This is a genomic window from Candidatus Palauibacter sp., assembly GCF_965222475.1.
GTDB lineage: Bacteria > Gemmatimonadota > Gemmatimonadetes > Palauibacterales > Palauibacteraceae > Palauibacter.
Window position 1 is genome coordinate 945636 of record NZ_CBDCUB010000001.1, and the last position, 21842, is coordinate 967477.

General features: G+C 69.3%; 21 protein-coding genes. 4 read left to right on the forward strand and 17 right to left on the reverse strand.

Translation table 11 applies throughout. The features are described from left to right. Positions 1-3: 3 nt before the first annotated feature. Entirely contained in the window at positions 4-2277 is a 2274-nt protein-coding gene (locus ACOQPP_RS04160; RefSeq protein WP_419166505.1) for a DUF5916 domain-containing protein, read from the forward strand. On the opposite strand, the gene ACOQPP_RS04165 is transcribed toward ACOQPP_RS04160, so the two are convergent. Beyond that, positions 2274-2792 carry a hypothetical protein gene (locus ACOQPP_RS04165; RefSeq protein ID WP_419166504.1) on the reverse strand — a complete coding sequence of 173 codons (519 nt, stop codon included), beginning with the start codon at positions 2790-2792 and terminating at the stop codon, positions 2274-2276. The genes ACOQPP_RS04160 and ACOQPP_RS04165 overlap by 4 nt on opposite strands. 697 nt (positions 2793-3489) lie before the next feature. On the opposite strand from ACOQPP_RS04165, the gene ACOQPP_RS04170 reads away from it, so the two are divergent. Then, positions 3490-3612: a hypothetical protein gene (locus tag ACOQPP_RS04170; protein WP_419166503.1), complete on the forward strand. Its 123-nt coding sequence runs from the start codon at positions 3490-3492 to the stop codon at positions 3610-3612. A 102-nt stretch (positions 3613-3714) separates the two neighbouring features. Here ACOQPP_RS04170 and ACOQPP_RS04175 read toward each other — a convergent pair whose 3' ends face one another. After that, complete coding sequence (locus ACOQPP_RS04175) at positions 3715-3927, reverse strand: hypothetical protein (protein WP_419166502.1); 213 nt, start codon at positions 3925-3927, stop codon at positions 3715-3717. A 478-nt stretch (positions 3928-4405) separates the two neighbouring features. Here ACOQPP_RS04175 and ACOQPP_RS04180 point away from each other — a divergent pair, with 478 nt between their 5' ends. Both ACOQPP_RS04180 and ACOQPP_RS04185 read left to right on the forward strand, forming a co-directional pair. After that, positions 4406-4681, forward strand: a complete 276-nt coding sequence (locus ACOQPP_RS04180; RefSeq protein ID WP_419166501.1) for a hypothetical protein — start codon at positions 4406-4408, stop codon at positions 4679-4681. A gap of 252 nt (positions 4682-4933) precedes the next feature. Continuing rightward, positions 4934-5128, forward strand: a complete 195-nt coding sequence (locus tag ACOQPP_RS04185) for a hypothetical protein (RefSeq protein ID WP_419166500.1) — start codon at positions 4934-4936, stop codon at positions 5126-5128. 117 nt (positions 5129-5245) lie between these two features. Here the strand turns inward: ACOQPP_RS04185 and ACOQPP_RS04190 are convergent, their stop codons facing one another. The 15 genes from ACOQPP_RS04190 to murJ form a co-directional block, all read right to left on the reverse strand. After that, positions 5246-5944 carry a hypothetical protein gene (locus tag ACOQPP_RS04190; RefSeq protein ID WP_419166499.1) on the reverse strand — a complete coding sequence of 233 codons (699 nt, stop codon included), beginning with the start codon at positions 5942-5944 and terminating at the stop codon, positions 5246-5248. Positions 5945-6010: 66 nt separating this feature from the next. Then, a complete protein-coding gene (locus ACOQPP_RS04195) occupies positions 6011-6922 on the reverse strand; it encodes a DUF368 domain-containing protein (protein WP_419166498.1) in 912 nt (303 codons plus the stop codon). Further along, positions 6919-7599: a protein-L-isoaspartate(D-aspartate) O-methyltransferase gene (locus tag ACOQPP_RS04200; RefSeq protein WP_419166497.1), complete on the reverse strand. Its 681-nt coding sequence runs from the start codon at positions 7597-7599 to the stop codon at positions 6919-6921. Before ACOQPP_RS04200 ends, ACOQPP_RS04195 begins: the two co-directional genes overlap by 4 nt. Beyond that, the gene (gene surE, locus ACOQPP_RS04205; RefSeq protein ID WP_419166496.1) at positions 7581-8348 is read right to left on the reverse strand and encodes a 5'/3'-nucleotidase SurE; all 768 of its coding nucleotides are present in this window, start codon (positions 8346-8348) and stop codon (positions 7581-7583) included. The genes ACOQPP_RS04200 and surE overlap by 19 nt, the downstream gene beginning before the upstream one ends. Continuing rightward, positions 8345-8707: a MerR family transcriptional regulator gene (locus tag ACOQPP_RS04210; protein ID WP_419166495.1), complete on the reverse strand. Its 363-nt coding sequence runs from the start codon at positions 8705-8707 to the stop codon at positions 8345-8347. The genes surE and ACOQPP_RS04210 overlap by 4 nt, the downstream gene beginning before the upstream one ends. A gap of 61 nt (positions 8708-8768) precedes the next feature. After that, positions 8769-9779 (reverse strand): NAD(P)H-dependent glycerol-3-phosphate dehydrogenase, encoded by a 1011-nt coding sequence (locus tag ACOQPP_RS04215; protein ID WP_419166494.1) that lies wholly within the window; start codon positions 9777-9779, stop codon positions 8769-8771. Next, on the reverse strand, positions 9776-10420 hold the full coding sequence (gene plsY, locus ACOQPP_RS04220; protein WP_419166493.1) for a glycerol-3-phosphate 1-O-acyltransferase PlsY: 645 nt from the start codon (positions 10418-10420) through the stop codon (positions 9776-9778). Before plsY ends, ACOQPP_RS04215 begins: the two co-directional genes overlap by 4 nt. Next, positions 10417-11742, reverse strand: a complete 1326-nt coding sequence (gene der / locus ACOQPP_RS04225) for a ribosome biogenesis GTPase Der (RefSeq protein WP_419166492.1) — start codon at positions 11740-11742, stop codon at positions 10417-10419. The genes plsY and der overlap by 4 nt, the downstream gene beginning before the upstream one ends. Before the next feature lie 5 nt (positions 11743-11747). Next, entirely contained in the window at positions 11748-13025 is a 1278-nt protein-coding gene (locus tag ACOQPP_RS04230) for a DUF512 domain-containing protein (protein WP_419166491.1), read from the reverse strand. A gap of 84 nt (positions 13026-13109) precedes the next feature. After that, entirely contained in the window at positions 13110-14504 is a 1395-nt protein-coding gene (locus tag ACOQPP_RS04235; RefSeq protein ID WP_419166490.1) for a tetratricopeptide repeat protein, read from the reverse strand. Between the two features lie 43 nt (positions 14505-14547). After that, positions 14548-15042 (reverse strand): NYN domain-containing protein, encoded by a 495-nt coding sequence (locus ACOQPP_RS04240; protein WP_420635969.1) that lies wholly within the window; start codon positions 15040-15042, stop codon positions 14548-14550. Between the two features lie 491 nt (positions 15043-15533). Continuing rightward, on the reverse strand, positions 15534-16667 hold the full coding sequence (locus ACOQPP_RS04245; protein ID WP_419166489.1) for a threonine synthase: 1134 nt from the start codon (positions 16665-16667) through the stop codon (positions 15534-15536). Further along, the gene (gene gltX, locus ACOQPP_RS04250; protein ID WP_419166488.1) at positions 16664-18139 is read right to left on the reverse strand and encodes a glutamate--tRNA ligase; all 1476 of its coding nucleotides are present in this window, start codon (positions 18137-18139) and stop codon (positions 16664-16666) included. The genes ACOQPP_RS04245 and gltX overlap by 4 nt, the downstream gene beginning before the upstream one ends. 178 nt (positions 18140-18317) lie before the next feature. Further along, the gene (gene uvrC / locus ACOQPP_RS04255) at positions 18318-20285 is read right to left on the reverse strand and encodes an excinuclease ABC subunit UvrC (protein ID WP_419166487.1); all 1968 of its coding nucleotides are present in this window, start codon (positions 20283-20285) and stop codon (positions 18318-18320) included. Next, a complete protein-coding gene (murJ, locus tag ACOQPP_RS04260) occupies positions 20282-21841 on the reverse strand; it encodes a murein biosynthesis integral membrane protein MurJ (RefSeq protein ID WP_420635970.1) in 1560 nt (519 codons plus the stop codon). Before murJ ends, uvrC begins: the two co-directional genes overlap by 4 nt. Between the last annotated feature and the right edge of the window lies 1 nt (position 21842).

Genomic DNA, 21842 nt, shown 5'->3' on the forward strand with positions numbered 1-21842 from the left:
GGGGTGAAGCCGGCTCGCCCGAGCGTCGGGCGCCTGGTGGGGCTCGGCCTGTGGGCGGCGCTCGCGGCCGGGATTCCGGCGCAGGCGGCCGCGCAGAACGGCGGGCGCGACAAGCCCTCCGTCCCCCTCACCAGGCTCGACGGGCACGGACACATCCACCTCGACGGCTTCGTCGACGAGCCGGCATGGGACGACATCGAACCCGTGCCCCTCGTGATGTATTCGCCCATGTACGGCGGGGAACTCACGGAGGAAACGGAGATCCGGCTCGCCTACGACGACCGGTATCTCTACGTCTCGGGCCGGCTGTTCGACTCCGACCCCACCGGGATCCGTGCGAACAGCTTCACCCGCGACGGGTTCAGCGGCGACGATCAGTTCTCCATCGTGATCGACAGCTACAACGACCATGAGACCGCCGTCGCGTTCGTGGTGAATCCGAACGGGGCCAGATCCGACCGCACCGTGTGGAGCGACGCCGAATTCACGGCGGGAACGAGGCCGTTCAACAGCGACTGGAACGCGCACTGGGACGGCCTCGCGCAGCAGACGACGGACGGGTGGTCGGCGGAGATGCGCATCCCGTTCTCGACGCTGGGGTTCCAGAACACCGGTGGGGAAGTGACGATGGGGCTCATCGTCTACCGCTCCATCTCGCGCAAGAACGAGCGCCACGTCTATCCAGACATCTCGCCCGAGTACGGCTTCTTCGGCTTCGGCAAGCCGTCGCTCGCGCAGCGCGTCACCTTCACGAGGGTGGACCGGACGAAGCCGGTGTACGTGACGCCGTACCTCCTCGGCGGGATGACGCAGATTCCGACCCTGCTCGAGCCGCCGGCCGTGCAGGCCGCGTACTGGGACACGACCGACGAGCCCACGCGGGAACCGGGCCTCGACATCAAGTACTCGCCCTCCTCGAACCTGTCCATCGACCTGACGGCGAACACGGACTTCGCCCAGGTCGAGGCGGACGACCAGCAGATCAACCTGACCCGTTTCCCGCTCTTCTTCCCGGAGAAGCGGCAGTTCTTTCAGGAGCGGTCCGCGACCTTCGATTTCGCCACCGGCGGGATCACGGACCGGGTGTTCTTCAGCCGCCGCATCGGGCTCGACCGCGGAGATCTGGTGCGTATCTACGGGGGCGCGCGCGTGGTGGGGCGGGCCGGGGGGCTCGACTTCGGGTTCCTCAACATGCAGACAGCTCCGAATTCGGGGCGGCCGGGCGAGAACATGGGGGTGCTCCGGCTCAAGCAGCAGGTGTTCAACGACAACTCATCGGTCGGCGGGATCGTGACCACCCGGGTGGACGCGAACGGCGAGCGCAACATCGCCTGGGGCGCGGACGGCGAGATCCGGCTGTTCGGCGACGAGTACCTGACGCTGAAGTGGGCCCAGACCTTCGACGACGAGGTGGTGGAGCGGAACCCGCTCGACGCCGGGGCCTTCTTCGCGCAGTTCGAGCGGCGGCGGCAGGAAGGGTTCAACTACAGCGCCCGGTACCGGCGCGTGGGAGTGGACTATCTGCCGCGGCTCGGCTTCCAGCTCCGGGACGATTTCACCCTGTTCGGCGGGTCGACCGAGTACAGCTGGTTCCTCGGTGCGGACTCGGGGCTGCGCACCGTGACACTCGGCGCCAATACCCAGCACTACTACCGGAACTCGGATCTCACGCCGGAGTCCCGGACCATCGCCCCCATGATGCGGATCGCGATGAAGTCGGGCGCGTTCGTAACGCTGACCTCGCGGTCGAGCTTCGAGAGCATCCGCGAGCGGTTCCGCGTCGCGAGCCTGGACATCAAACGGGGGGAATACTGGTTCCACGAGGCGGATGTCTCGTGGCGCCTCGCCCGCGGCGGCCGCATGCGAGGGGAACTCGGCGGGTCCGTCGGGAGTTTCTACGACGGGCGCCGCGTGAGCCTGCAGCTGAACCCGGCCTTCAACCTCTCGAGGCACTTCGAGCTTCGGCCGGGATACGACATCAACCGCTTCGAGTTTCCGGGCCAGAACCAACTGACGACGCACCTGGCCCGGCTCAGGCTGGATTTCTCGCTCGACACGCATCTGTCGTTCAGCGCGCTCGCGCAGTACAACTCGACCGTGGACCAGACGACGGTGAACGCGCGCTTCCGGTACCACTTCCGGGAGGGCGTGGACCTGTGGGTGGTGTACAACGAGGGCTACTACATGGACCGCGCGAACGGAGGCATCGACCCGCGCCTCCCGTTCTCGGCGGGGCGGGCGCTCATGGTGAAGTTCTCCCACACCTTCACGTTCTAGCAGCGCTCGGCCGGACCGTCCAGCTCCCGCGACCCGCGAATCCGCGCGATCGCCTGGTGGATCCCGTCGGGTTCTTCGCCGCGCCTGCTCAGTTCACGTCCGATGTGCTCGAGGATGGGAATCGCCCGGGGCTCGCGGAATTCTACCAGTTGCCGAGCTACGATTGCCGGGATGGGGCCGCCAAAGAACGGGTAGTGGTCCTGCGGATTATCCGCGTGGGCCAGCAGGCGAAGGAGGTGGCTGCGAATTTCCTCCGTATCTGGCGGTTCTACCCAGACCTCGCGTTCGGCGTCTGCATCGGCGGCGGTAAACACAGGGCCGATGGGGATCGGCTCGCGGCGGTCGAGTCTATAAGGATGATTGCTGCAGTACGTATAGAACGGGTCGGGGATCGGCAGATCGCGGATCTCGCAGTAACTTGAGACGGACCCCTCATGGTTTGCGCTTCCGGCCTCACCCGCGTTCGCACGGTTGAACCAGCACGTTCCGCAGCAGTCCGATCCTCCGTTGGGCAACTCGATCTCCTTCGGCTTCGTCCAGTGAGGGAGTAACGTAGTCCGGCGAGGGGCATTTTCGCATCAAGTTTACATAATATATCTTATGCGCCATTTGGTTGGTTTAGGTTTTTTCGGAACAGGCCAGATCCAACCTATCACGCTCCGTCCTGACTTGCTGTACTCTCTCTCATGTACCCTCGCGACCGTGATGGGGCGGAGGGTTACGCGACAACACGGGGGAGACCATGAAAAACCGGCAGGAAACCGAAGACTCATCTTGACCCGGCCCGGCCGCGTTCGCGACGTTCCATCAAGACGCCGTCCGGGGGATGGAAAACGCCGATGCGCTTCGCTGGGAAATGGTACGCGACGGAGATTGAGAGGGACTACCGGCCCCCGATTCGACGCCCATCGCGCACCCGATCATCCCCCCCGAGACGAATGGCCGATGATGCGTTCGGCCGCGCCGGGACGGCCCACGAATCGGGACCGCCCGCGCCTCTCCGTTGCTCATGGTGCGCGAAGCTCATCCGGGCGGACAAGCGGATCGCGCTCCCGGGGATGAGGATCGGCCGGGGCGACTACGGGAACGCCTCATGTCACCTACCCGGCGCGGAACGTCCGGACGGCCTCGGGACACCTCGCGTTCCTCCCGGCCTACGCCACCCACTCCCGCCGATGCGTTGATGAGGCCGTCGCCGCCAAGGTGGAGGCCATGCGGCCCCAAGCGGTCCCGAGCATTGCCGAACTCATCGCCGAGCGCCACGCGCAGCTAGCCGGACGGTATCCCGAGCAGTACGCCCGGGCCGACCCCTCCGGGGCGCGCTGGAGCGCCTAGAACATCCCGAACCGAACCACGCCTCGCGGGACCTTACCTCGCCTCGCCATGCGTTGCTTGACCGCGCCTCGCCTTGCCGTAGACGCCCGGGGCGACCCTCCGTCAATCCTCCGTAGCTCGCGGCGCTGGCGGCCCCTCGTACTGAGACTTGAGCGGGAGACCGACCATCGCGAGCAACGCGATCCACCCGAACAGCAAGCCGCCCCAGAACCACGGCCAGAGTCTGTGACCCTTCGCCTCAGCACCAAAGCCCGTGTAGAAGGCGATCACGACATGCATCGGAATCCAGAGCAGAACCAACAAGAACAGGTCCATTCTACTAGCGCTCCCCGGGCCTAGTACACGCTCGCATCATGTGACGCAACACGCTGTGTCACGATTGCGAATCCGGATCTGGTTCGGTAGTTGGTAGCACTTCGACGATTGGTGCAGCCGTTGCTGGTGGTGGCACCGTAAGCTGCGCAGCCAAATCCGGTGACGCAGCACAATCAGAACACACCCGAGAATCCGTTCCGGGACTCGATGTTATCGAGGTGAGTACGATAACTGCTCCACATAGGACACAGCTCAACTTCATCTGCTTATCCCCCTTCACGATTGGTCGTCCGCCCGAACGCAGCAGATCTCGCCGACGATAAGGTCGTCCTCAAGATACACTATCGGGCATCGCGAATCTCCGCCTCCAGCTCCCTGCCTCCGGCGTCGGCGTGCTGCCACCTCTTTCCTCCGACGCGTCCCACGTCCCACGTTCCCCCCCCACCGGCAACAAAAGCTACCCCACGGAGGAACCCGAATGGACGAGCACGCGGGACACCCCGAGGCGTACGAAGACTCCGAATCGATCACGGAATACAAGTGGAATTGGCTTGGGTGGGCCAACGGTCTCGTCTTCTTCGGATTCGTCGCTGCGGGTGCGTTTACCGGCGAGGATCGCGGGTTCGGGATGATGCTGGGCGCGCTGGCCGGTGGCCTCATGGCGGGCGTGTTCTGCGGGCCGCTGGCGGTCCTGCTCAACATCCGGCGTCACGTGGAAGCGATTCGGGAGGACCACGAGGCGGAGAGGGAGTAACCGTCCCACGCGTCCCACGGCGTGCCCAAACGAGGTAACCCGCGGGAACCCTGAAGAAAAAGTCCGGCGTGTAGGACAAGGATCGCCGGATTCCTGGAGCATAGTGCGAGACCCGCGTCAGCCACCTCCAGCCGCCTAGACCCCCTACCCCCCTCGAGACCGCCTCCAGACACCCCCATATCCTCGGGTAAGTTGCCCCCTTGGAGCGCTGTAGCTGGCGGATGAATATGGGGCAGATGTGGCGCCGAAAAAGTGACACACGATCGCTCGAGCGACCCCCGGATCACGCTGGCGGTGCGCGGTGACGCCGATCCCGTGCCCGGTGTCCGCGAGGCGCTGCAATCCCTCATGGAGCTGCCGGAAGATCCCGAAGACGGCGGTCGGCTCCCCCTCCGCGGACCGATCACAAATCGGTTGCGCGGCACGGATACGCGCCAAATCGGGTGAGCCTAAGTTGCTGATCTACCTTACGTTTGCGTCACATCTTCGGGTCGTCAGTTTGGAGACCATAAACGGATGAGATGGGAGCTGTGAAGCGGTTGGAGAGAAGGAGTTTAGGGGTGGTCAGCCGCTGCTGCCGGCGAGCTGGGCCTTGACCTCGCCGAGCCGGAGGCGGTAGACGCTCGCCTCGATCGGATCTTCCGCGGCGGCCTCCTCGGCGATGGCGGCGTAGATCGTCTCCGCCTCTTCCATGCGGCCCAGCGAGGTGAGGACTCGGGCCGCCGAGGCCCGCGCCTCGCGACGCTGGAACGGGAAGCGGGCCACCTCCCCCAGCCTCTGGTAGGTCGCGACGGCGGCTTCCGCATCGCCGGACACTTCCTGGGCGGCGGCCCGGAGGGTCTGTGCCGCGAGTCCCACCGGCTCGTCGGGCGCCACGGAGATCTCGTTCGCCACCCGCTCGGCCTCGACCGGCTGGCCCGCGTTGAGGTATGTTCGCGCGAGCAGGAGCCGGCCTTCGTCCGCGGCCGGCACGCCGGCGAAACGCTGGACGTACGCCTCGAGATCCGGGATCAGCATCTCGGGGCCCGTCGCCCCCAACCGGAGGGTCGCGAGTTCGGTCGCGGCCTGCTCGCGTACGGAGGCCTGGAAGTTGATGTAGTACACCACCCCCACGATGATGATCGCGATGCCGGCGCCGCCGACGAGCACCGATCGCAGGTTCCCGGTGACCCAGTCGGCGAGCCGGAAGGTGGAGCGGACGAAGGCATCGTCCCGGTGGCCCTGTCCCTCTGGTCTCTTTCCGCCGGCGAGGGCGTCCGCCATGCCCGTGCTCCCTCCTGAGGTCCGTGCGTGAACGGCGTGGAAGCTATCCGGCCCGGCGAATCGCCGCTACTTGCCGCCCGGGTCGCGCGTCCGGGCGGCGCGATCGATGGCCAGCACCGCGGCGGCCCCGAGGAGCGCGAGGCCCGCCGCGGGCCAGATTTCGCCGAGAGATGCGGGCCACCGGTTCTCCATGAGCCATTCGACCCGGCCCCCGCTGTGCGTGTACAGCTCGCGGACCCGGTCCTTCCAAGGCCAGAGCGCGTTCAGTGACCCGAGCAGGAAGCCGGTGAGGAGGCTCAGCGTCGCCGCCCGGCGCCGCGCCAGCAGCCGTCTGAGCAGGCGGCTGAAGCCGAGCAGGCCCGCGGCGACGCCGAGGGCGACGGCCATGAGCCGTAGTGCGTCGAAGCCCTGGAGGGCGCCGATCACGGGGGCGTAGGCGCCGAGGATGAGCAGGATGAAGCTGCCGGAGATACCGGGCAGGATCATGGCGCAGGCGGCCACCGCCGCCGCCGCGGCGAGAAAGAGAGGCGCGTCGGACCTTACGAGCGGGGGAAGCGCGGTCACGGCGCCCGCGAGCACGGCTCCGGCCGCACCGAGGGCCCACAGGCCGGCCCGGTGCTCGGCCACGCGGCGCCCGACGAGCGGAACGGACGCCGCCACCAGGCCGAAGAAGAAGGCCCACAGCTGAACGGGCCGGTTCGCGAGCAGCCAGTGCAGCACCCCGGCGAACCCGATGACGCTCGTGAGGATGCCGGCGAGCAGGACGGCCAGGAAGCCGAGGTTCGCCTGCTCCCAGGTGCCGCGCAGGCCCCGCGCCCGCAGCGCACCGGGCAGCCTGTGGTCCAGCCCCGCGATCGTCCCCACCAGCTCGTCGTAGATGCCCGAGATGAAAGCGATCGTGCCCCCGGACACGCCCGGCACGAGGTCGGCCAGCCCCATGGCCAGCCCCTTCGCGTAGAGCGCCGCCCACGCCTTCACCGGCCCCGTCCCCCGCCCCGCCGGGTCTCCTCGATGAGCGGCACGAAGCGGACACGGGTGAGTTTCTCGCGCGAGACGTCCCCGCTCCGCCGGGTGTAGCGGTACAGCTCCTGCCGCCGGCCCCCCACGGGGACGATCATCCGTCCGTCCTCGGCCAACTGTTCGAGGAGCGCGGCCGGCGGCCGCGCCGTGGCGGCGCCCACGATGATGGCGTGGAACGGCGCATGTTCCGGCCATCCGAGGCTCCCGTCTCCCAGCATCAGATGGGCCTCCACCCCCACCCGGGCCAGCGCCCGCGCCGCGCCCTCGTGCAGCGACGCGATGCGTTCGATGGAGTACACCTCAGCCCCCAGCGTCGCGAGCAGCGCGGTCTGGAAGCCGGTCCCCGTCCCGACCTCGAGCACGCGCTGGCCTGCCTCAACCCCTGCGCATTCGATGCTCAGCGCATGGATCGTGGGGCTGGAGATCGTCTGTCCCGCGCCGATCGGGAGCGGGATGTCCTCGTAGGCCCGGCCCCGGAGGACTTCCGGGACGAAGAGGTGCCGCGGTACGGTGTCGAAGGCGTGCAGGAGCGCGAGATCCCGCACGCCCCGGGTCCGAAGGTGCTCCACCAGGCGCCGGCGGTCGCGCTGGTATTCGGCCGTCGGTCCGTGAGCCGTCAGCTCCCCAGACCCCACGACCTCACCTCGTTCAGCAGTTCGAAGTTCGTCAGGTCCAGGTGCAGCGGCGTCACCGACACATAGCCGGCGCGTACGGCCCGGAAGTCCGAATCCGCCCTGCCCCGCCACGCGGAACGTCCTCCCCCGATCCGGAAATAGTCGTAGCCGTGCTCATCCCGGCTCCGGCGCAGGGAATCGTGATACACGCGCCGCCCGAGCGCGGTGACGACGACGCCCTCCACTTCGCTCGCCGGGCGGTTCGGGAGGTTCACGTTGAGGAACGTCTCTTCCGGAAACTCGGTCTTCCGGAGGCAGGACCGGATCAGCCCGCCGATCAGGTCCCCGTACGTCTCGAGCACCGTCTCATCATCGCCGGTGAACGAGAAGGCCAGCGCCGGGACCCCGAGGATCGTCGCCTCCATCGCGGCCGCCACCGTGCCCGAGTACAGGACGTCCTCTCCCATGTTCGGCCCGTGGTTGACCCCGGACAGGACGAAGCGGGGCGGCGTCTCGAGGATCTCCTTGAGGGCGACGAGCACGCAGTCGGTCGGCGTCCCGTCCACCATGTAGCGCCGATCATCGAGCCGCGTGAGGCGGAGCGGACGGTGCAGCGAGAGCGCATGGCTCGTCGCGCTCTGCTCGCGGTCCGGAGCCACGGTCCACACGTCGCCGAGAGCCTCCGCCACGCGGGCCAGGAGCCCGAGACCCCCCGCGTGCACTCCGTCGTCGTTCGTACAGAGGAGGACGGGCCTGGCCGCGTCGGTCACCCGGCCTCGCGCTCCTCGAGCAGCTCGACCAGCTCGTCCGCCTCGCGGCGCAGGTCGCGAATCGTCTCCCGGTCCCAGGCCACACGCGCCACCCTGGCGAGCTGTCCGCTCGCCTGCAGCTGTTCGAGCTTCCTCCGCGCGCCTTCGATCGTGTAGCGTTCCGTGTAGAGGAGGTGCCGCAGGAGCTGGACGAGCTTGATCTGCTTGCGGCGGTAGACCCGGTTTCCGGCCCGGTTCTTGGTGGGCCTCAGGATGGAAAACTGGCTCTCCCAGTAGCGGAGGACGTGCGGCTTGAGATCGGCGATCTCGCACACGTCTCCGATCGAATAGTACTCCTTCGGGGCGATGCGATCCGCCACGCTCCCCCCTCTCCGGCCTCTGCGGCCCGTGCTCCCGGGCCCCCGCGTTCGGTCCCGGCGGTCAGCCCCAGCGTTCCGGCCTCGGCTCGCGTGCCATCAACCGGGCCAGCGCCGCTCGGGGCGCGACATCTTCGTACAATATCGAATATACGGCGCTCGTGATCGGCATCTCCACGTCGAGCTGACGGCTGAGTTCGTACGCCGCCCGCGCCGTCCGCACACCTTCGACCACCTGCTCCATCTCTCCGATGGCCTCGGACGGACGGCGGCCCGACCCGATCGCGAGGCCGGCGGAGCGGTTCCGGCTCAGCCGGCCCGTGCAGGTGAGGACGAGGTCGCCGAGGCCCGCGAGTCCGCCCAGCGTCGTCTCGCGCGCCCCGAAGTGTTTGGCGAGGCGCACGATCTCCGCCAGCCCGCGGTTGATGAGCGCCGCCCGCGCGTTCGACCCCAACTCGAGCCCGTCCGAGATACCCGCGCCGAGAGCGATCACGTTCTTGAGTGCGCCTCCCAGCTCCACCCCGTCGACGTCCGGCTGCGTATAGACGCGGAAATAGCCGTTCCGGAACAGGCTCTGGACCGCAAGCGCGTGTGCCTCGCGCCGGCTCGCCGCCACCACGGCGGTCGGAAGCCGGTGCAGCAGTTCCTCGGCGAAGCTGGGGCCGGAGAGGACGACGGTTCGGGAGGACGCGTCATCGCCGAGCGTCTCCACGATCACCTCCGACATCCGCCGGTGCGTCCCGACCTCGATCCCCTTCGCGGCCGAGATCAGGATCTGGTCCTCCAGGTGCGGAGCCGCCCGCGTGAGCACCTCCCGCACCGCGTGCGACGGGCAGACGGAGACCACGAAGCGAGCGCCGCCGAGCGCCGCCTCGAGGTCGGAGGTGATCGCGTGCGGCCGGGCGAGTTCGATCCCGGGCAGGTAACGCTCGTTGACGCCCGCCTCGCGGATGGCGGCGGCGTGCGCCTCGTCGCGCGCCCACAGGCGCACTTCGTGCCCGTTCCGCACCAGCACGTCCGCGAGCGCCGTGCCCCAGCTTCCGGCGCCCAGCACCGTCACCGCCGCGCGGCTCACGTTTCGTCCCTCCGGTCCTGCCGCCGGTCCGGCCCGCGGGGTCGCACGCGTCCGCGCCGCCAGTCGATCTGCAACTCCTCGCGACGAACGATCCGCGCGAGGTTCGCCCGGTGCGTCCACCAGACCGTCACGGCGAGCAGGATTGCGTACGAGACGACCGAACGCGGCGCCGCCGAGGCTCGCGCCATGATCGGGACGAGGCTCGCGGAGACGAGGGAGGCGACGGACGCGGTGCGGGTGAGGATCACGGTCATGACCCAGACGGAGAAGGCGACCATCACCGCCACGGGCGCCAGCGCCGCCATCGTCCCGGCCGCGGTCGCGACCCCCTTCCCTCCCTTGAACTTCGTGTACACGGGCCACACGTGTCCCGTGATGGCCGCGAGCCCGTACGCGAGCGCCCACGCCCCCGTCCTCCCGTCCCAGAGCGGGAAAAACCAGACGGGCAGAAACCCCTTGAGGAGATCGACGAGGAGCACCACGACGGCCGGGAAGAAGCCGAGGATGCGGTATGCGTTGGTGGACCCGAGGTTGCCGCTCCCCTCCCGGCGCAGATCGTAGCCGTACACCCGCCCCACGAGGTAGCTGGTCGGGAACGCCCCCACGAGATAGGCGAAGAGCGTGAGGAGGGGGGCCGTCACGCGCGCTCCGAGCGTTGCTTCAGCTTGATCCGGATTGGAGATCCCTCGAATCCCCAGGCCTCCCGGAAGCCGGCGACAAGGTATCGCACGTAGTGCTCCTTCAGATCACGGGGGCGGTTGGACCAGAGTACGAACAGCGGTGGGGACGACGCCACCTGGCTTCCGTACAGCAGCCTCACGTCGCCCCGCCCTCCCTGGGGCGGCTGGCGGCGCGCGACGAGGTCGCGCAGGACCTGATTGACTTCGGCGGTCGGGATGCGCCGCGCCCGCTCCTCCTGCGCGGCGAACGCGAGGTCGATCACCTTGCGCACGCGCTTCCCCGTGAGCGCGGAACAGGTGATGATCGGAGCCCAGCGAAGATAGTGCCCCCGCTCGCGGAGTTCGCGCTCGAACCCGGCCGTCGCCGACGGTCCCCGGTCCTCGATCAGATCCCATTTGTTCGCCACGAACACGAGCCCCTTGCCCGCGTCCCAGGCCTGGTGTCCGATCCTGAAGTCCTGGTTCGCGGCACCGGCCTCGGTGTCGACGAGGAGGAGGCAGACGTCCGCGCGCTCGATCGCCGACGCGGCGCGCAGGCGGCCCAGAAACTCGAGATCGTCCGCGATGCGCGCCTGTCTCCGGAGCCCCGCAGTGTCGATCAGACACACGCGCCGGTCCCCGATCTCGAGTTCGGTGTCGATCGCGTCACGGGTCGTCCCGGCCTCCTCGTGGACGATGACCCGCTCTTCGCCCAGCAGCCGGTTGACGAAGCTCGACTTGCCGACGTTGGGGCGCCCGATGACCGCCACCCGGAGGTCCGCGCCCCCCCCTTCGGCCTCGTGGGCGGCGGGGAGCGCCTCGACCACGCGGTCGAGCAGGTCTCCCGAACCCTTGCCGCTGAGCGCCGCCAGCGGCGTGGGGTCGCCGAGGCCCAGTTCGTAGAACTCGAGGTGCTCGACGGATCCGCCGAGTTCGTCCAGCTTGTTCACGGCCACGATCACGGGCAGGCCCGAACGGCGCAGGAGGTCGCCCACATGCCGGTCCACGGGCTGAACGCCCTCCCGTCCGTCGACGACGAGGATGACCACGTCGGCATGGCCGATCGCGGTCTCCGCCTGGCGCCGTACCTCATGGTCGATCTGCTCCCCCGGCCCGTCGACGAGCCCGCCGGTGTCGACGAGCAGGAACCGGCGTCCCGCCCATTCGGCCTCCGCGAACTGCCGGTCGCGCGTCACGCCGGGCCGCTCCGCCACGATCGCCAGGCGACGGCGGAGGATCCGGTTGAAGAGGGTCGACTTGCCCACGTTGGGGCGGCCCACGATGGCCACGGTCCGCAATGCCACGGCGTCTACAGCCCGGAGAGGACGTCGACGAAGTCGTGCGAGGGCTCGACCCGGCGCCCGGGGAACTCGGCCCGCAGTTCCGACAGGCTCATGTCATCGAGGAACAGGTCGTCGTCGTTCAGCGCCTGCCCGGAGAAGAGCGCGACATCGAAGTCCCCGCCCTCGCGAAGCGCCTTCGCGTGGTCCGCACCCGGCAGCAGGCCCGCCGTGGTGACCATGGGCCCGTAGAGCGTGTTCTCGACCGCCACGGCGGACACTTCGGCCCCGGTCCGGCGGGCGATCCGATCCGCGAGGCCGGCCAGCGTAGGCCCCATCGATGGGCCGGTCACCGCGACCACGCGGCAGCCGTCGAGCGGGCCGAGATCCTCGAGCCGTCCCGCCACGCGGTCGGTCAGGCTCGAGATCGCGCCGACCCCGTTGCTCTCCAGATCCTGGTCGTCGAAATAGGCCGCGCCCGGCGGCGCCAGCCCCGCCTGCAGGTACAGCTCGTCGGCGGCGTAGCACCACCCCTGGCCGCGTTCGGCCAGCGCCCGCTCCCGGATCGCGTCCACGGCCGCGAGGGCCGCGCGACACTCGGCGGGCTCGAGGGTCCGCCCCCCGGGCGCGGCGTTCCAGGCCGTGAGTCCCACCGGGACGATGGAGAGCGACCGGATCGCCTCCCGCCGGTCGTAGAGGTTCTCGATCGTACGCGTGAGATGGTCGCCGTCGTTCAGATCCGGACAGAGGACGACCTGCGCGTGCACGAGGATGCCCCCTTCGGCCAGGCGGTCGAGGTCCTGATTGATGTTGGCGCTGCGGGGGTTCTTCAGCATCGCGAGCCGAATTCCCGGCTCGGTGGCGTGGACGCTCACATACAGGGGGGAGAGTCGCTGTTCGAAGAGCCGGTCCCAGTCCTCGGGACGGAGATTCGTCAGCGTGATGTAGTGGCCGTGCATGAAGGACAGCCGATAGTCGTCATCCTTCACGTACAGGGGAGCCCGAAGCTTGTCCTTCCTGGGATTCCCCTTCACGAAACAGAAGGGGCAGGCGTTCGTACAGCGGCGGATCTTGTCGGGCTCGGGGATGATGCCGAGCGGCTCGTCCGTCGGCTTCTCGATCTCGAACACGAGACGCTCGCCCGACGGCCGCTCCGCGAGCACCTGCAGCGACGGTTCCGCCTGATGGAAGAGGAGATCGAGGCCGTCCCGGATGGGGCGGCCGTTGATCTCGAGCACGGCGAGACCGGGCGGAAGCTCGAGGTCGGCGGCGATCGAGCCCGGCTCGACCCTGGCGATTCGAATCATGATGAAGCGAGCGGAGGGGCGGGACCCCGGCCGCCCCTCCCGAGGGAGCAACCGGTGTCCCGGGGGGTCTCTCCGGCCGGTCGGTCAGCCCCCGATGGTTCCGTAGCGGAATCCGGCCAGCGGCACGTCGGAGGTGACCTCGAAGCGGAAATTCCCCGCAGCGGCGTCCGTCGTCTGCGTATGGGTCATCGCGACCTGCCCGTTCGCGTCCAGGAACTCGAACGGGATCTGCAGCGTGCCGCTCGCCGTGCGCGCCGTGAAGTCGACCTGCACGACGTAACTCCCGCCCGACGTGGCGGCCATCTGGGCGAAGGTGAACGAGAGCGCGGCCGCCTCACCCTCCGCCATGACCGCCATCGCCTGATCGTTCATGTCTGCGCGACCCAGGGCCGTGGCGTGAAGCTGGAACGCAAGCTGATCGTAGGGATACCACGTGGTCAGGGTGTCGGCGAGGGGGATGACCGGCCCCGGACGTCCGGCCTGGGTGGAGGCGTTGACGTAGTTCTCCATCGCCTCCTTGTTGTAGGGATTCCCCTGGCGCGCGTTTCCGAACGCGGTCACCGCGTCCTCGAAGTTCTGCGCCTCGTAGAGCCCGACCCCGACCTCGAGCCACTGGTCGTAGCTGAGATCCGTGCGTCCGAGGATGTCCGCGTAGATGGCCGCCGCCTCGTCGGCCCGGTCCTGATCCGCGAGCACGCCCGCGTACCGGATCCGGATCACGACGTCATCCGGGTTCCCGGCGAGGTAGGCGTCGTAGGTTTCCGCGGCCTCATCGCCCCGCCCCGCGTCCATCAGGAGGTCACCGAGCCCGCGCACGGCGTCCCGCATCTGCTCGGCGTCGACCTCGGCCATGTCCGTCGCGAGTGCGGTGCGATACGTCTCGATCGCGGCATCGGTCGCCCCGGTCTGCGCCTGCAGGCCCGCGGCCATGTTGTACGTTCGCATGTCGGGCCGCAGCTCGTTCGCGAGCATGAACGACTGGATCGCGCCCTCGGTGTCCTGGGCGCTATAGGCGTTCACCCCCCGGTTGTAGAGCCGCACCCAGCCGTTGTAGCGCTGCGACTCCCCGTGCAACATGCACTCGGGTGGCGAGAGTTCGTCATAGCGGTCCAGGAGGTGCTCCGCGTCCAAGAAGTTCTGGAGACCGATCCCGACGTGCACGCACTCCGGGGGGTAGGCAGGAAGGTACTGCTCACAGTTCTGGACGAAGCCGCCGAGCTCGACCTGCACCTGGGCCGCAATCAGGAAGACCACCGGGTTGTCGCTGTCGAGGTCGTCCTCTAGAGCGTCCCACGCCTCAGTGAAGGCGGCGAGACTGTCCTCTGCCGCAGCTTGTTCAAGATCCTGCATCGCCTCCGACGCGCGGTTCGCCGAGTCGCTCGGATCGAACTGGCATTCCTGCTCCTGCCCGAACAACGCCGCAGGTAGGACGCCGACGACGAGAGCCGCCGTGGCCGCCGTCTTTGCGTCTGCACGCACCGTGTTGAACATCGCTCTGAACCCCTGTTGGTTGAATGATTTCTCACGCCCTTATAGATAACCGAAGTAACGTTCCGGCGCACCGTGATCGATCCACGGAGTCGATCGGCTTGCCAGGACGGCACCTGTGCCGCTGCGCCGGCTCTGCCCAACACCCCGTGCAACGCGCACGATCCGTCAACGCCGAGAACTGAGCTCCGCCCGTCTGAAACGCCTGCGCAGGCCCGCGACATCGGTGTGCGCCCAGCATTTTCGAGTAAGGGTGCGCCCCCTTCGGCGGAAACGCGCCGTGGATAACCTTGATTCCCCGCGTCTCGAGAAACTCTGCCACCGGCACAAAATCCCGATCCGATGAGACGAGCACGGCGACATCGTAGTTGTCGACCCAAGCGAGCCTGATCATGTCCGTCGCCATCCGCACATCGACACCCTCTTCTTCGGTACCTCTCATGTCTGAGCCGCAGGTCGGGCAGATGCGCACCGTCTCTTGACAGGCGGGGCACCGCGGAGGCGATGATTTCTTCTGACGTGGCATCATCGAAACGTTTACGCCGGGGAACGTATCAACCTTCGTTGTCGCCCACCGGTAAAGTTTTTTGTCCGTAGCACTGGCGGGATCGTAGGAGCCGTAGAAGTTCAACCCCTGATTACAGATAGTCTCCGGCTGAAGGGGCTCCGATGAGTCCTGCCGCCGCGCGAACCAACTCGGGTCCGAGGGTTGACCAGTCCGTCAAGAATCCCTGGTCCACTTCCCTCATGGAGAGCGTGTAGTTCCAGAAATCCACGAACACGCGTACGCGAGGGCGGAGGGTCTGAGAGGAATCATCCAGGGACATGTCGGACTCAAAAAAATACAGGGACGCATGAAGCGTCCCTGTGGTACTGATGGTCGGATCCCGTTTTCCCTATCTGGGCGATGATCCAACGGGTCTTGTTGGAATCCAACATACAAGCGAGGGGACAGCCTGGCAATCGGAAGCAGGCTCGATGCCACAGGTCCATGTCGCACGATCTCCGAATCAGGACGCGCTAGTAGGTCAGCAGGTGCGCGGTGTTGAAGAGGACGACGGTTTCTCCGTCCTTCAACTCCCCCGATCGCCGGAGTTCCCGCGCGGCGGCAAGCGTAGCGCCTCCTTCGATACACGCCCCCACGCCGGCGGCGCCAAGCTCGAGCGCCGCGGCCATCATGGCTTCGTCCGGGACGGCGACCGCTCCTCCCCCCGACTCGCGCAGCGCCTCGAGGATGAGGAAGTCCCCGAGCGCCCCGGGGACCCGGAGGCCCCAGGCCTCGGTCGACGCGTCCCGCCAGGGCTCCGCGTGCGTCCGCCCCTCGGCGTGCGCCCGCACGATGGGGGCGCAGCCCGAGCCCTGTACCGCGTACAGTCTCGTGCCACCGTCGATCATCGCCAGTTCGCGGAGTTCGGAGAGCGTCTTGTGGCTCCCGATGAGGCCGGTGCCGCCGCCGGTCGGGTAGACGATCGCGTCGGGCGGCCGCCAGTCCAGCGATTCCACGATCTCGAGCATCATCGTCTTCTTGCCCTCGATCCGGTACGGCTCCTTGAGGGTGGAGATGTTGAACGCCCCGGTCTCGGCGGCATACTCGGCGGACAGGCGGCCGCACTCGTCGATCAGCCCGTCGACCCGCGTCGTCTCGGCCCCGTAGTGCTCACAGCGCCGGGCGACGCCCTCCGGCGTGTCTTCGGGGATGAAGAGACGGGCGGACGCGCCGGCCCGCGCCGCGTAGGCCGCGAGCGCCGCGCCGGCGTTCCCCGCACTCGGGATCACGAAGTCCGTTGCCCCCTCGTGCACGGCGCGCGTGACCGCGGCGCACAGGCCCCGGTCCTTGAAGCTGCCGGTCGGATTCAGGCCCTCGTCCTTGACGAGGAGCGTCAGGCCCTCGAACTCGCCGCCGAGCCGCAGTTGGAGCAGGGGCGTGCCCCCCTCGCCGAGCGTGACCGGTTCTTCGTCGGGGTCGAGCGGCATGATCTCGCGGTAGCGCCACATCCCGGCCGGGCGCGCGGCCCACGCGCGCCGGAGCGCTTCACCGTCGCGGTCCGCGAGGTCGTACCGTGCCAGAAGGGGTTTCCCGCAGTCGGGGCAGACCGTGGCCAATGGCCGGGCGGCCGGGCGGCCGCAGGCACCGCATTCGAGGTGCCAGCTCATACGCTCGTCTCCTTGTCGTTGCTTAACCCGGCGGCGCCCCCGGGCGCTGCCGCGGCCGCGTCCAGGCGTTCCAGCGTCCGCTCCCGTCCGAGGGCGTACGCGACCTCCCCCAGGTCGGGGCCGTGGCGCTGCCCGGTCAGGGCGACCCGAACGGGCGGGAAGAAGGCCCGCCCGGGCAACCCGGCCTCCCGCATCGCCCCCCGGAGCGCCTGGGCGAGGGGCTCGGGTCGCCACGCCGTCTCTTCCCAGGCGGCCCGGGCGAGGCGGAGCGCGGCCCCCGCCTCCGGGGCCGCGAGCACCTGCCGCGCCGCCGCCCCGCCGAGCGGCGGCGCGCGGAAGATCGGCTCGACCTCCGACGAGGCGTCGGCCACGAGTCGCGTGCGTTTGGCGAATACCTCCGCGGCGCGGCGGAGGTCGGCGTCGGTCAGGCCCAATCCCTCCGCGTCGAGCCGTCCGGCCCAGCGCCGGGCCAGCCGCTCGGACGGCTCCACCCTCAGGTGCCGCCCCGACAGCCAGGCCATCTTCTCCTCGTCCACCTCGCTGTCCGCCGCCCCCAGCCGGTCGAGATCGATCCGCTCGACGAGCGCCTCCCGGCTCAGGAACTCCTCCCCGTCCTCCGACGACCAGGAAAGCAGCGAGAGATAGTTCAGGATCGCGTCCGGATGGAAGCCCCGCTCGCGGTAGTCGAGGACGCCGGCCGCCCCGCGTCGCTTGGCGAGCTTCCCTCCCCCGGGGGCGAGGACGGTCGGGATGTGGACGAACTCCGGCGGTTCCACGCCGAAGGCCCGGTACAGGAGGACCTGTTTCGGGGTGTTCGAGAGGTGCCCCACGCCACGGATCACATGGCTGATCTCCATCGCGATGTCGTCCACCGCGACGGCGAAGTTGTAGGTGGGCCGACCGTCGCTCCGTACGAGCACCATGTCGCCCAGATCGTCTCCATCGATGGCGAGCGTGCCCTTGAGGAAGTCGTCGAACTCGACCGGACCCGACGCCACATGGAGGCGGCTCGCCGGCGTGCGCCCCGCGGCCTCGTAGCGGCGCGCCTCGTCTGCCGGGAGGTCGCGGCAGCGCGCGTCGCGGCCGGTGGGTTCGCCCGCGGCGATCGCCGCCTCCCGTCGGGCCTCCAGTTCGTCCGGTGCGCAGTAGCATCGAAAGGCGTGGCCTGACTCGAGCAACTCCCGCGCCCGCCCGCGGTGCAGCGCCCCGCGCTCCGACTGCCGGTACGGCCCGAACGGCCCGCCCTCGCGCGGCCCCTCGTCGGGCCGGAGTCCGAGCCAGTCGAGCGCCTCGTAGATCATCGCCTCTCCGCCGCGGACGCCGCGCTCGGTATCCGTATCCTCCAGACGGAGCACGAAGGCGCCCCCGTGGCGGCGTGCGAACAGCCAGTTCAGGATCGCGGTGCGCGCGTTGCCGAGGTGGAGCGCCCCCGTCGGACTCGGCGCGAAACGTGTGCGGATGGGGGCCGTCATGCGGCCGTCTCCTCCGGGTCGAAGCCATCACAGCGCAGTACGGGCAGTCGGGGATAGCGCGGGAATCTCGGGTCGCGGCGCGAGAGCCGACAGAGGAGGAAGGACGAGCCGCGCTCGCTCGTGATCCAGCGCCGATGATGGCACGCGGCGCAGAGGCCGGCGGGCGGCCGCCCCCGCATCAGGAAGGCCCTGCCGGGTAGCCTTCGCCGGACCCGGATGCGCCCGTGGAACCCCACGCGTCGCCCGACTTGTAGCCCGGTTCCGGCTCGTCGGGACGGAGGGAGGAGAGGATCGAAGCCGCGGTCGCCCGGCCGATCCCGGGTGTGCGGGTGAGCTGTGCCACCGTGGCGCGGCGGATGATGTCGAGACTCCCGAAGCGCTCGAGCAGCAGTTGCTCGCGCGCCGGTCCCACGCCCGGGATCTCCCCCAGCCGCGAGCGCAGCGCGCGCCGGCGGCGGAGCGTGCGGTTGTACTGGAGCGCGAAGCGGTGCGCCTCGTCGCGCGCCCGCTGCAGCCAGTGCAGCCCCGGGTCCGTGCGCGGGAGGCGCAGCGGGACCGCCGACTCCGGCCGGAAGACCTCTTCCTCCCGCTTGGCCAGGGCCGCGGTGGGGAGGTCCGATACGCCCGCCGCATCCATCGCCTGGCGGGCCGCCGACAGCTGTCCCCTGCCCCCGTCCACCACCACCAGCTCCGGGAGGGGGCGACCCTCTCGCACGCGGCGGTCGAAGTAGCGCGAGACGATCTCCTGCATCATCGCGTAGTCGTCCGGTTTCCCGTCCTCCGATTCCCGGATCCGGAACCTGCGGTATTCGTCCTTGTGCGGGCGTCCGTCGCTGAGCCACACGCAGCTGCCCACCGATTCCCGTCCCGCCAGCGTCGACACATCGAAGCAGACGATCTCCCGCGCCGGTGCCCCCAGTTCCAGCGCCTCCCCGAGACGGGCCGCGGCCGGCGGCACGCCCTCCGCTCCGCGGTCCGTCGCCGGCTCTTCCTTGCGCTCGCTCCGGTCCCGGGCGAGTACGTGCGCCGCGTTGCGGTTCGCGGCCCGGATCAGCTCCCGCTTCGGCCCCCGCACGGGCACCCGAATCCGGAAACGACGTTCGGCGATCCCCGACAGGTATTCCTCCACGAGATCCTGTTCGTCGAAGGGCTCCGGGACCAGCAGCTCGGAGGGGACATCGTCCGCGTGCCGAAGGTAGAAGCCCTTCACGAGCGCCCCGAGCACGGCGTCATCCGCCTCCTCGCCCACGTTGCCCAGGTAATGGATCCTCCGGCCGACGAGGCGCCCCTCGCGCACCCGCAGCACGATCCCGCACACCGACCCGCCCTCGTCTTCGCGCGCGAAGCCGATCACGTCGTGGCTCCCGCCCCGCGGATCGATCGCCGCCTGGCGGCTCTCGAGCTGGTCGAGTCCGCGCAGGACATCCCTCGATTCGGCCGCCCGTTCGTACTCCATCGCGTCGGCGGCCTCCGCCATCCGCCGCTCCACGGAGCGCCGGACCACCCCCGTCCGTCCGCCCAGGATCTCGAGGATCTCGTCGATCATGCCGCGGTAGTCCTCCCCGGATTGCAGGCCCGCGCACGGAGCCTTGCAGCGTCCGATGTGGTAGTCGAGACAGGGACGCGCCGGCAGCTCCTCCGGCATTCGGTAATGGCACGAGCGCACGGTGTACATCTTCTTGATCGTGCGCAGGGCGCGGCGCATCGCCCCCACGTCCGTGAAGGGGCCCAGGTAGCGCGACCCGTCGTCGTCCAGCCGGCGGGTCACGAAGATGCGGGGGAAGGACTCGGTGACGGTGATCTTGATGTACGGATAGCTCTTGTCGTCGCGGAGCTGGATGTTGAAGCGCGGTCCGAACTCGCGGATGAGGTTCCACTCGAGGAGGAGTGCCTCGGCCTCCGAGCGCACCGGGAAGGTCTCGATGCTGTCGAGCTCCCGCACGAGACGGACGAGCTTCACGGAACGGCCCGCCTCCGCCCCGAAGTAGGAGGCGACCCGCGCGCGCAGCGACTTCGCCTTGCCCACGTAGAGCACCTCTCCGGCCGCATCCCGAAACAGATACACGCCGGGCTCGCGGGGGAGCGCCCGCGCCTGCTCGCGCAGGGCGTCGAGGGCCGCCTGGCTCGGCCGCCCCGCCCGCTTCACGCGTCCTCCCGGATGGCTCGGAGCGCGGTCGGGAGGCCGGCCACGGCCACGTAGCAGAGTCCCCCTCCCGCCAACGCGATGGCGAGCATGAGGGCGTGGCCGAGGAAACCGTCCGGCAGCGCGGCCTCGAGCCAGGCGCGCAGGAGCCACGCCACCCCACCGGCGAGAAGCGCGCCGAGCCCCATGCGGACCAGCGATCCCCGTACGGGAGCGAGCCAGCCCCCCCCGCCGCGCCGGCCCAGCCCGCGGGTCAGGAGGGCCAGGTTGATCCACGCGCCCACGGAGCCGCCGAACACGATGCCGGCCGCGGCGCGGAGCCCGAAGCCGCGCGCGTCCAGCCACAGGGCGGCGGTCGCGCCGACCGCGATACCGAGCACGACCCCCGTCGCGGCGTACTTCACCGGGGTTCGCGTGTCCTGCAGGGCGTGGAACGCGCTCGCGAACAGCTTCGTGAGGCTCGTCGCCACGAGGCCCAGCGCGTAGGCCCCGAGGATCCAGTGCACGACCGGCACGTGGTCCGGGTTGAAGTTCCCTCTCTGATAGATGAGCGACACCGCGAGGTCGCCGAGGAGGAGGAGGACGACGACGGACGGGAAGATGAACCAGGCCACGCGCCGCACGCCGGTCGCGAGGTGGGAGCGCAGCGCCTCGACGTCCCGTTCGCGGGACATCTCGGGCAGCGCCGCCACCGCGATCGAGGCGCCGAACAGCGCCAGCGGCAGGAGGGCGATCCGCTGGGCGTAGTAGATCCCGGAGAACGCGCCCTCGACGAGCAGGCTGGCGAGGAAGACGTCCGTCAGGCTCGAGATCTGGAAGATGCCCTGCCCCGCGGCGACGGGAACGGCGTTGCGCGCGACGCGGCTCGTGGGCTCGAAACCGCGGTCGATCCGCGGACGCAGCGTCCCGATGAGACGGCGCACGGCGGGCAGCTGCACGCCCACCTGCAGCAGGCTGCCGATCAATGTGGACCAGGCGAGCACCTCGATGAGCGACGCCCACCCCAGTCGCGCCCCGAGCAGGAGGCCGACGATCTGCGACAGATTCCACACCACGGGCGCGACGAAGGGGAGGAAGAAGCGGCGGTGGCTGGTCAGGATGCCGAGGCACCAGGCGCCGACGATCATCACGCCCGACATGGGGAAGAGGATGCGGACGAGCCGTGCCGTGTCGGCGCTGAGTTCCGCGTCGAACCCGGGTGCGAGGAGGGCCACGAGCCACGGCGCGGCGGCGGTCGCCGCGGCGACCACGAGCGCGGTCAGGGCGAGCAGGCGGCCCAGCACGCCCTGGGCGAGCCTCCGGGCCGACGCGGCATCGCCTGTCTCGAGCTGCGAGGAGAACACCGGCACGAAGGAGGCGGACAACGCCCCCTCGCTCAGGAGGTTGCGAAAGGCGTTCGGGATCCTGAGCGCGGCGCCGTACGCGTCCATGGCGCCGCCCAGCCCGAACGCGGCGGCGATGATGACGTCGCGCAGGAACCCGGAGATGCGGCTGGTCAGTATGCCGGCGCCGACGAGCGCCGCCGACCGGCCCTGCCCAGGCGCCCTTGCGTCCGTCAGG

Bases quoted from the DNA above. Each gene is read 5' to 3' on its own strand.
- ACOQPP_RS04175 (WP_419166502.1), bottom strand. From the start codon at position 3,927: ATGGACCTGTTCTTGTTGGTTCTGCTCTGGATTCCGATGCATGTCGTG.
- ACOQPP_RS04180 (WP_419166501.1), top strand. From the start codon at position 4,406: ATGGACGAGCACGCGGGACACCCCGAGGCGTACGAAGACTCCGAATCG.
- gltX (WP_419166488.1), bottom strand. From the start codon at position 18,139: ATGACGGCCCCCATCCGCACACGTTTCGCGCCGAGTCCGACGGGGGCG.
- ACOQPP_RS04240 (WP_420635969.1), bottom strand. From the start codon at position 15,042: ATGATGCCACGTCAGAAGAAATCATCGCCTCCGCGGTGCCCCGCCTGT.
- ACOQPP_RS04245 (WP_419166489.1), bottom strand. From the start codon at position 16,667: ATGAGCTGGCACCTCGAATGCGGTGCCTGCGGCCGCCCGGCCGCCCGG.
- ACOQPP_RS04170 (WP_419166503.1), top strand. From the start codon at position 3,490: ATGCGGCCCCAAGCGGTCCCGAGCATTGCCGAACTCATCGCCGAGCGC.
- ACOQPP_RS04190 (WP_419166499.1), bottom strand. From the start codon at position 5,944: ATGGCGGACGCCCTCGCCGGCGGAAAGAGACCAGAGGGACAGGGCCAC.
- ACOQPP_RS04230 (WP_419166491.1), bottom strand. From the start codon at position 13,025: ATGATTCGAATCGCCAGGGTCGAGCCGGGCTCGATCGCCGCCGACCTC.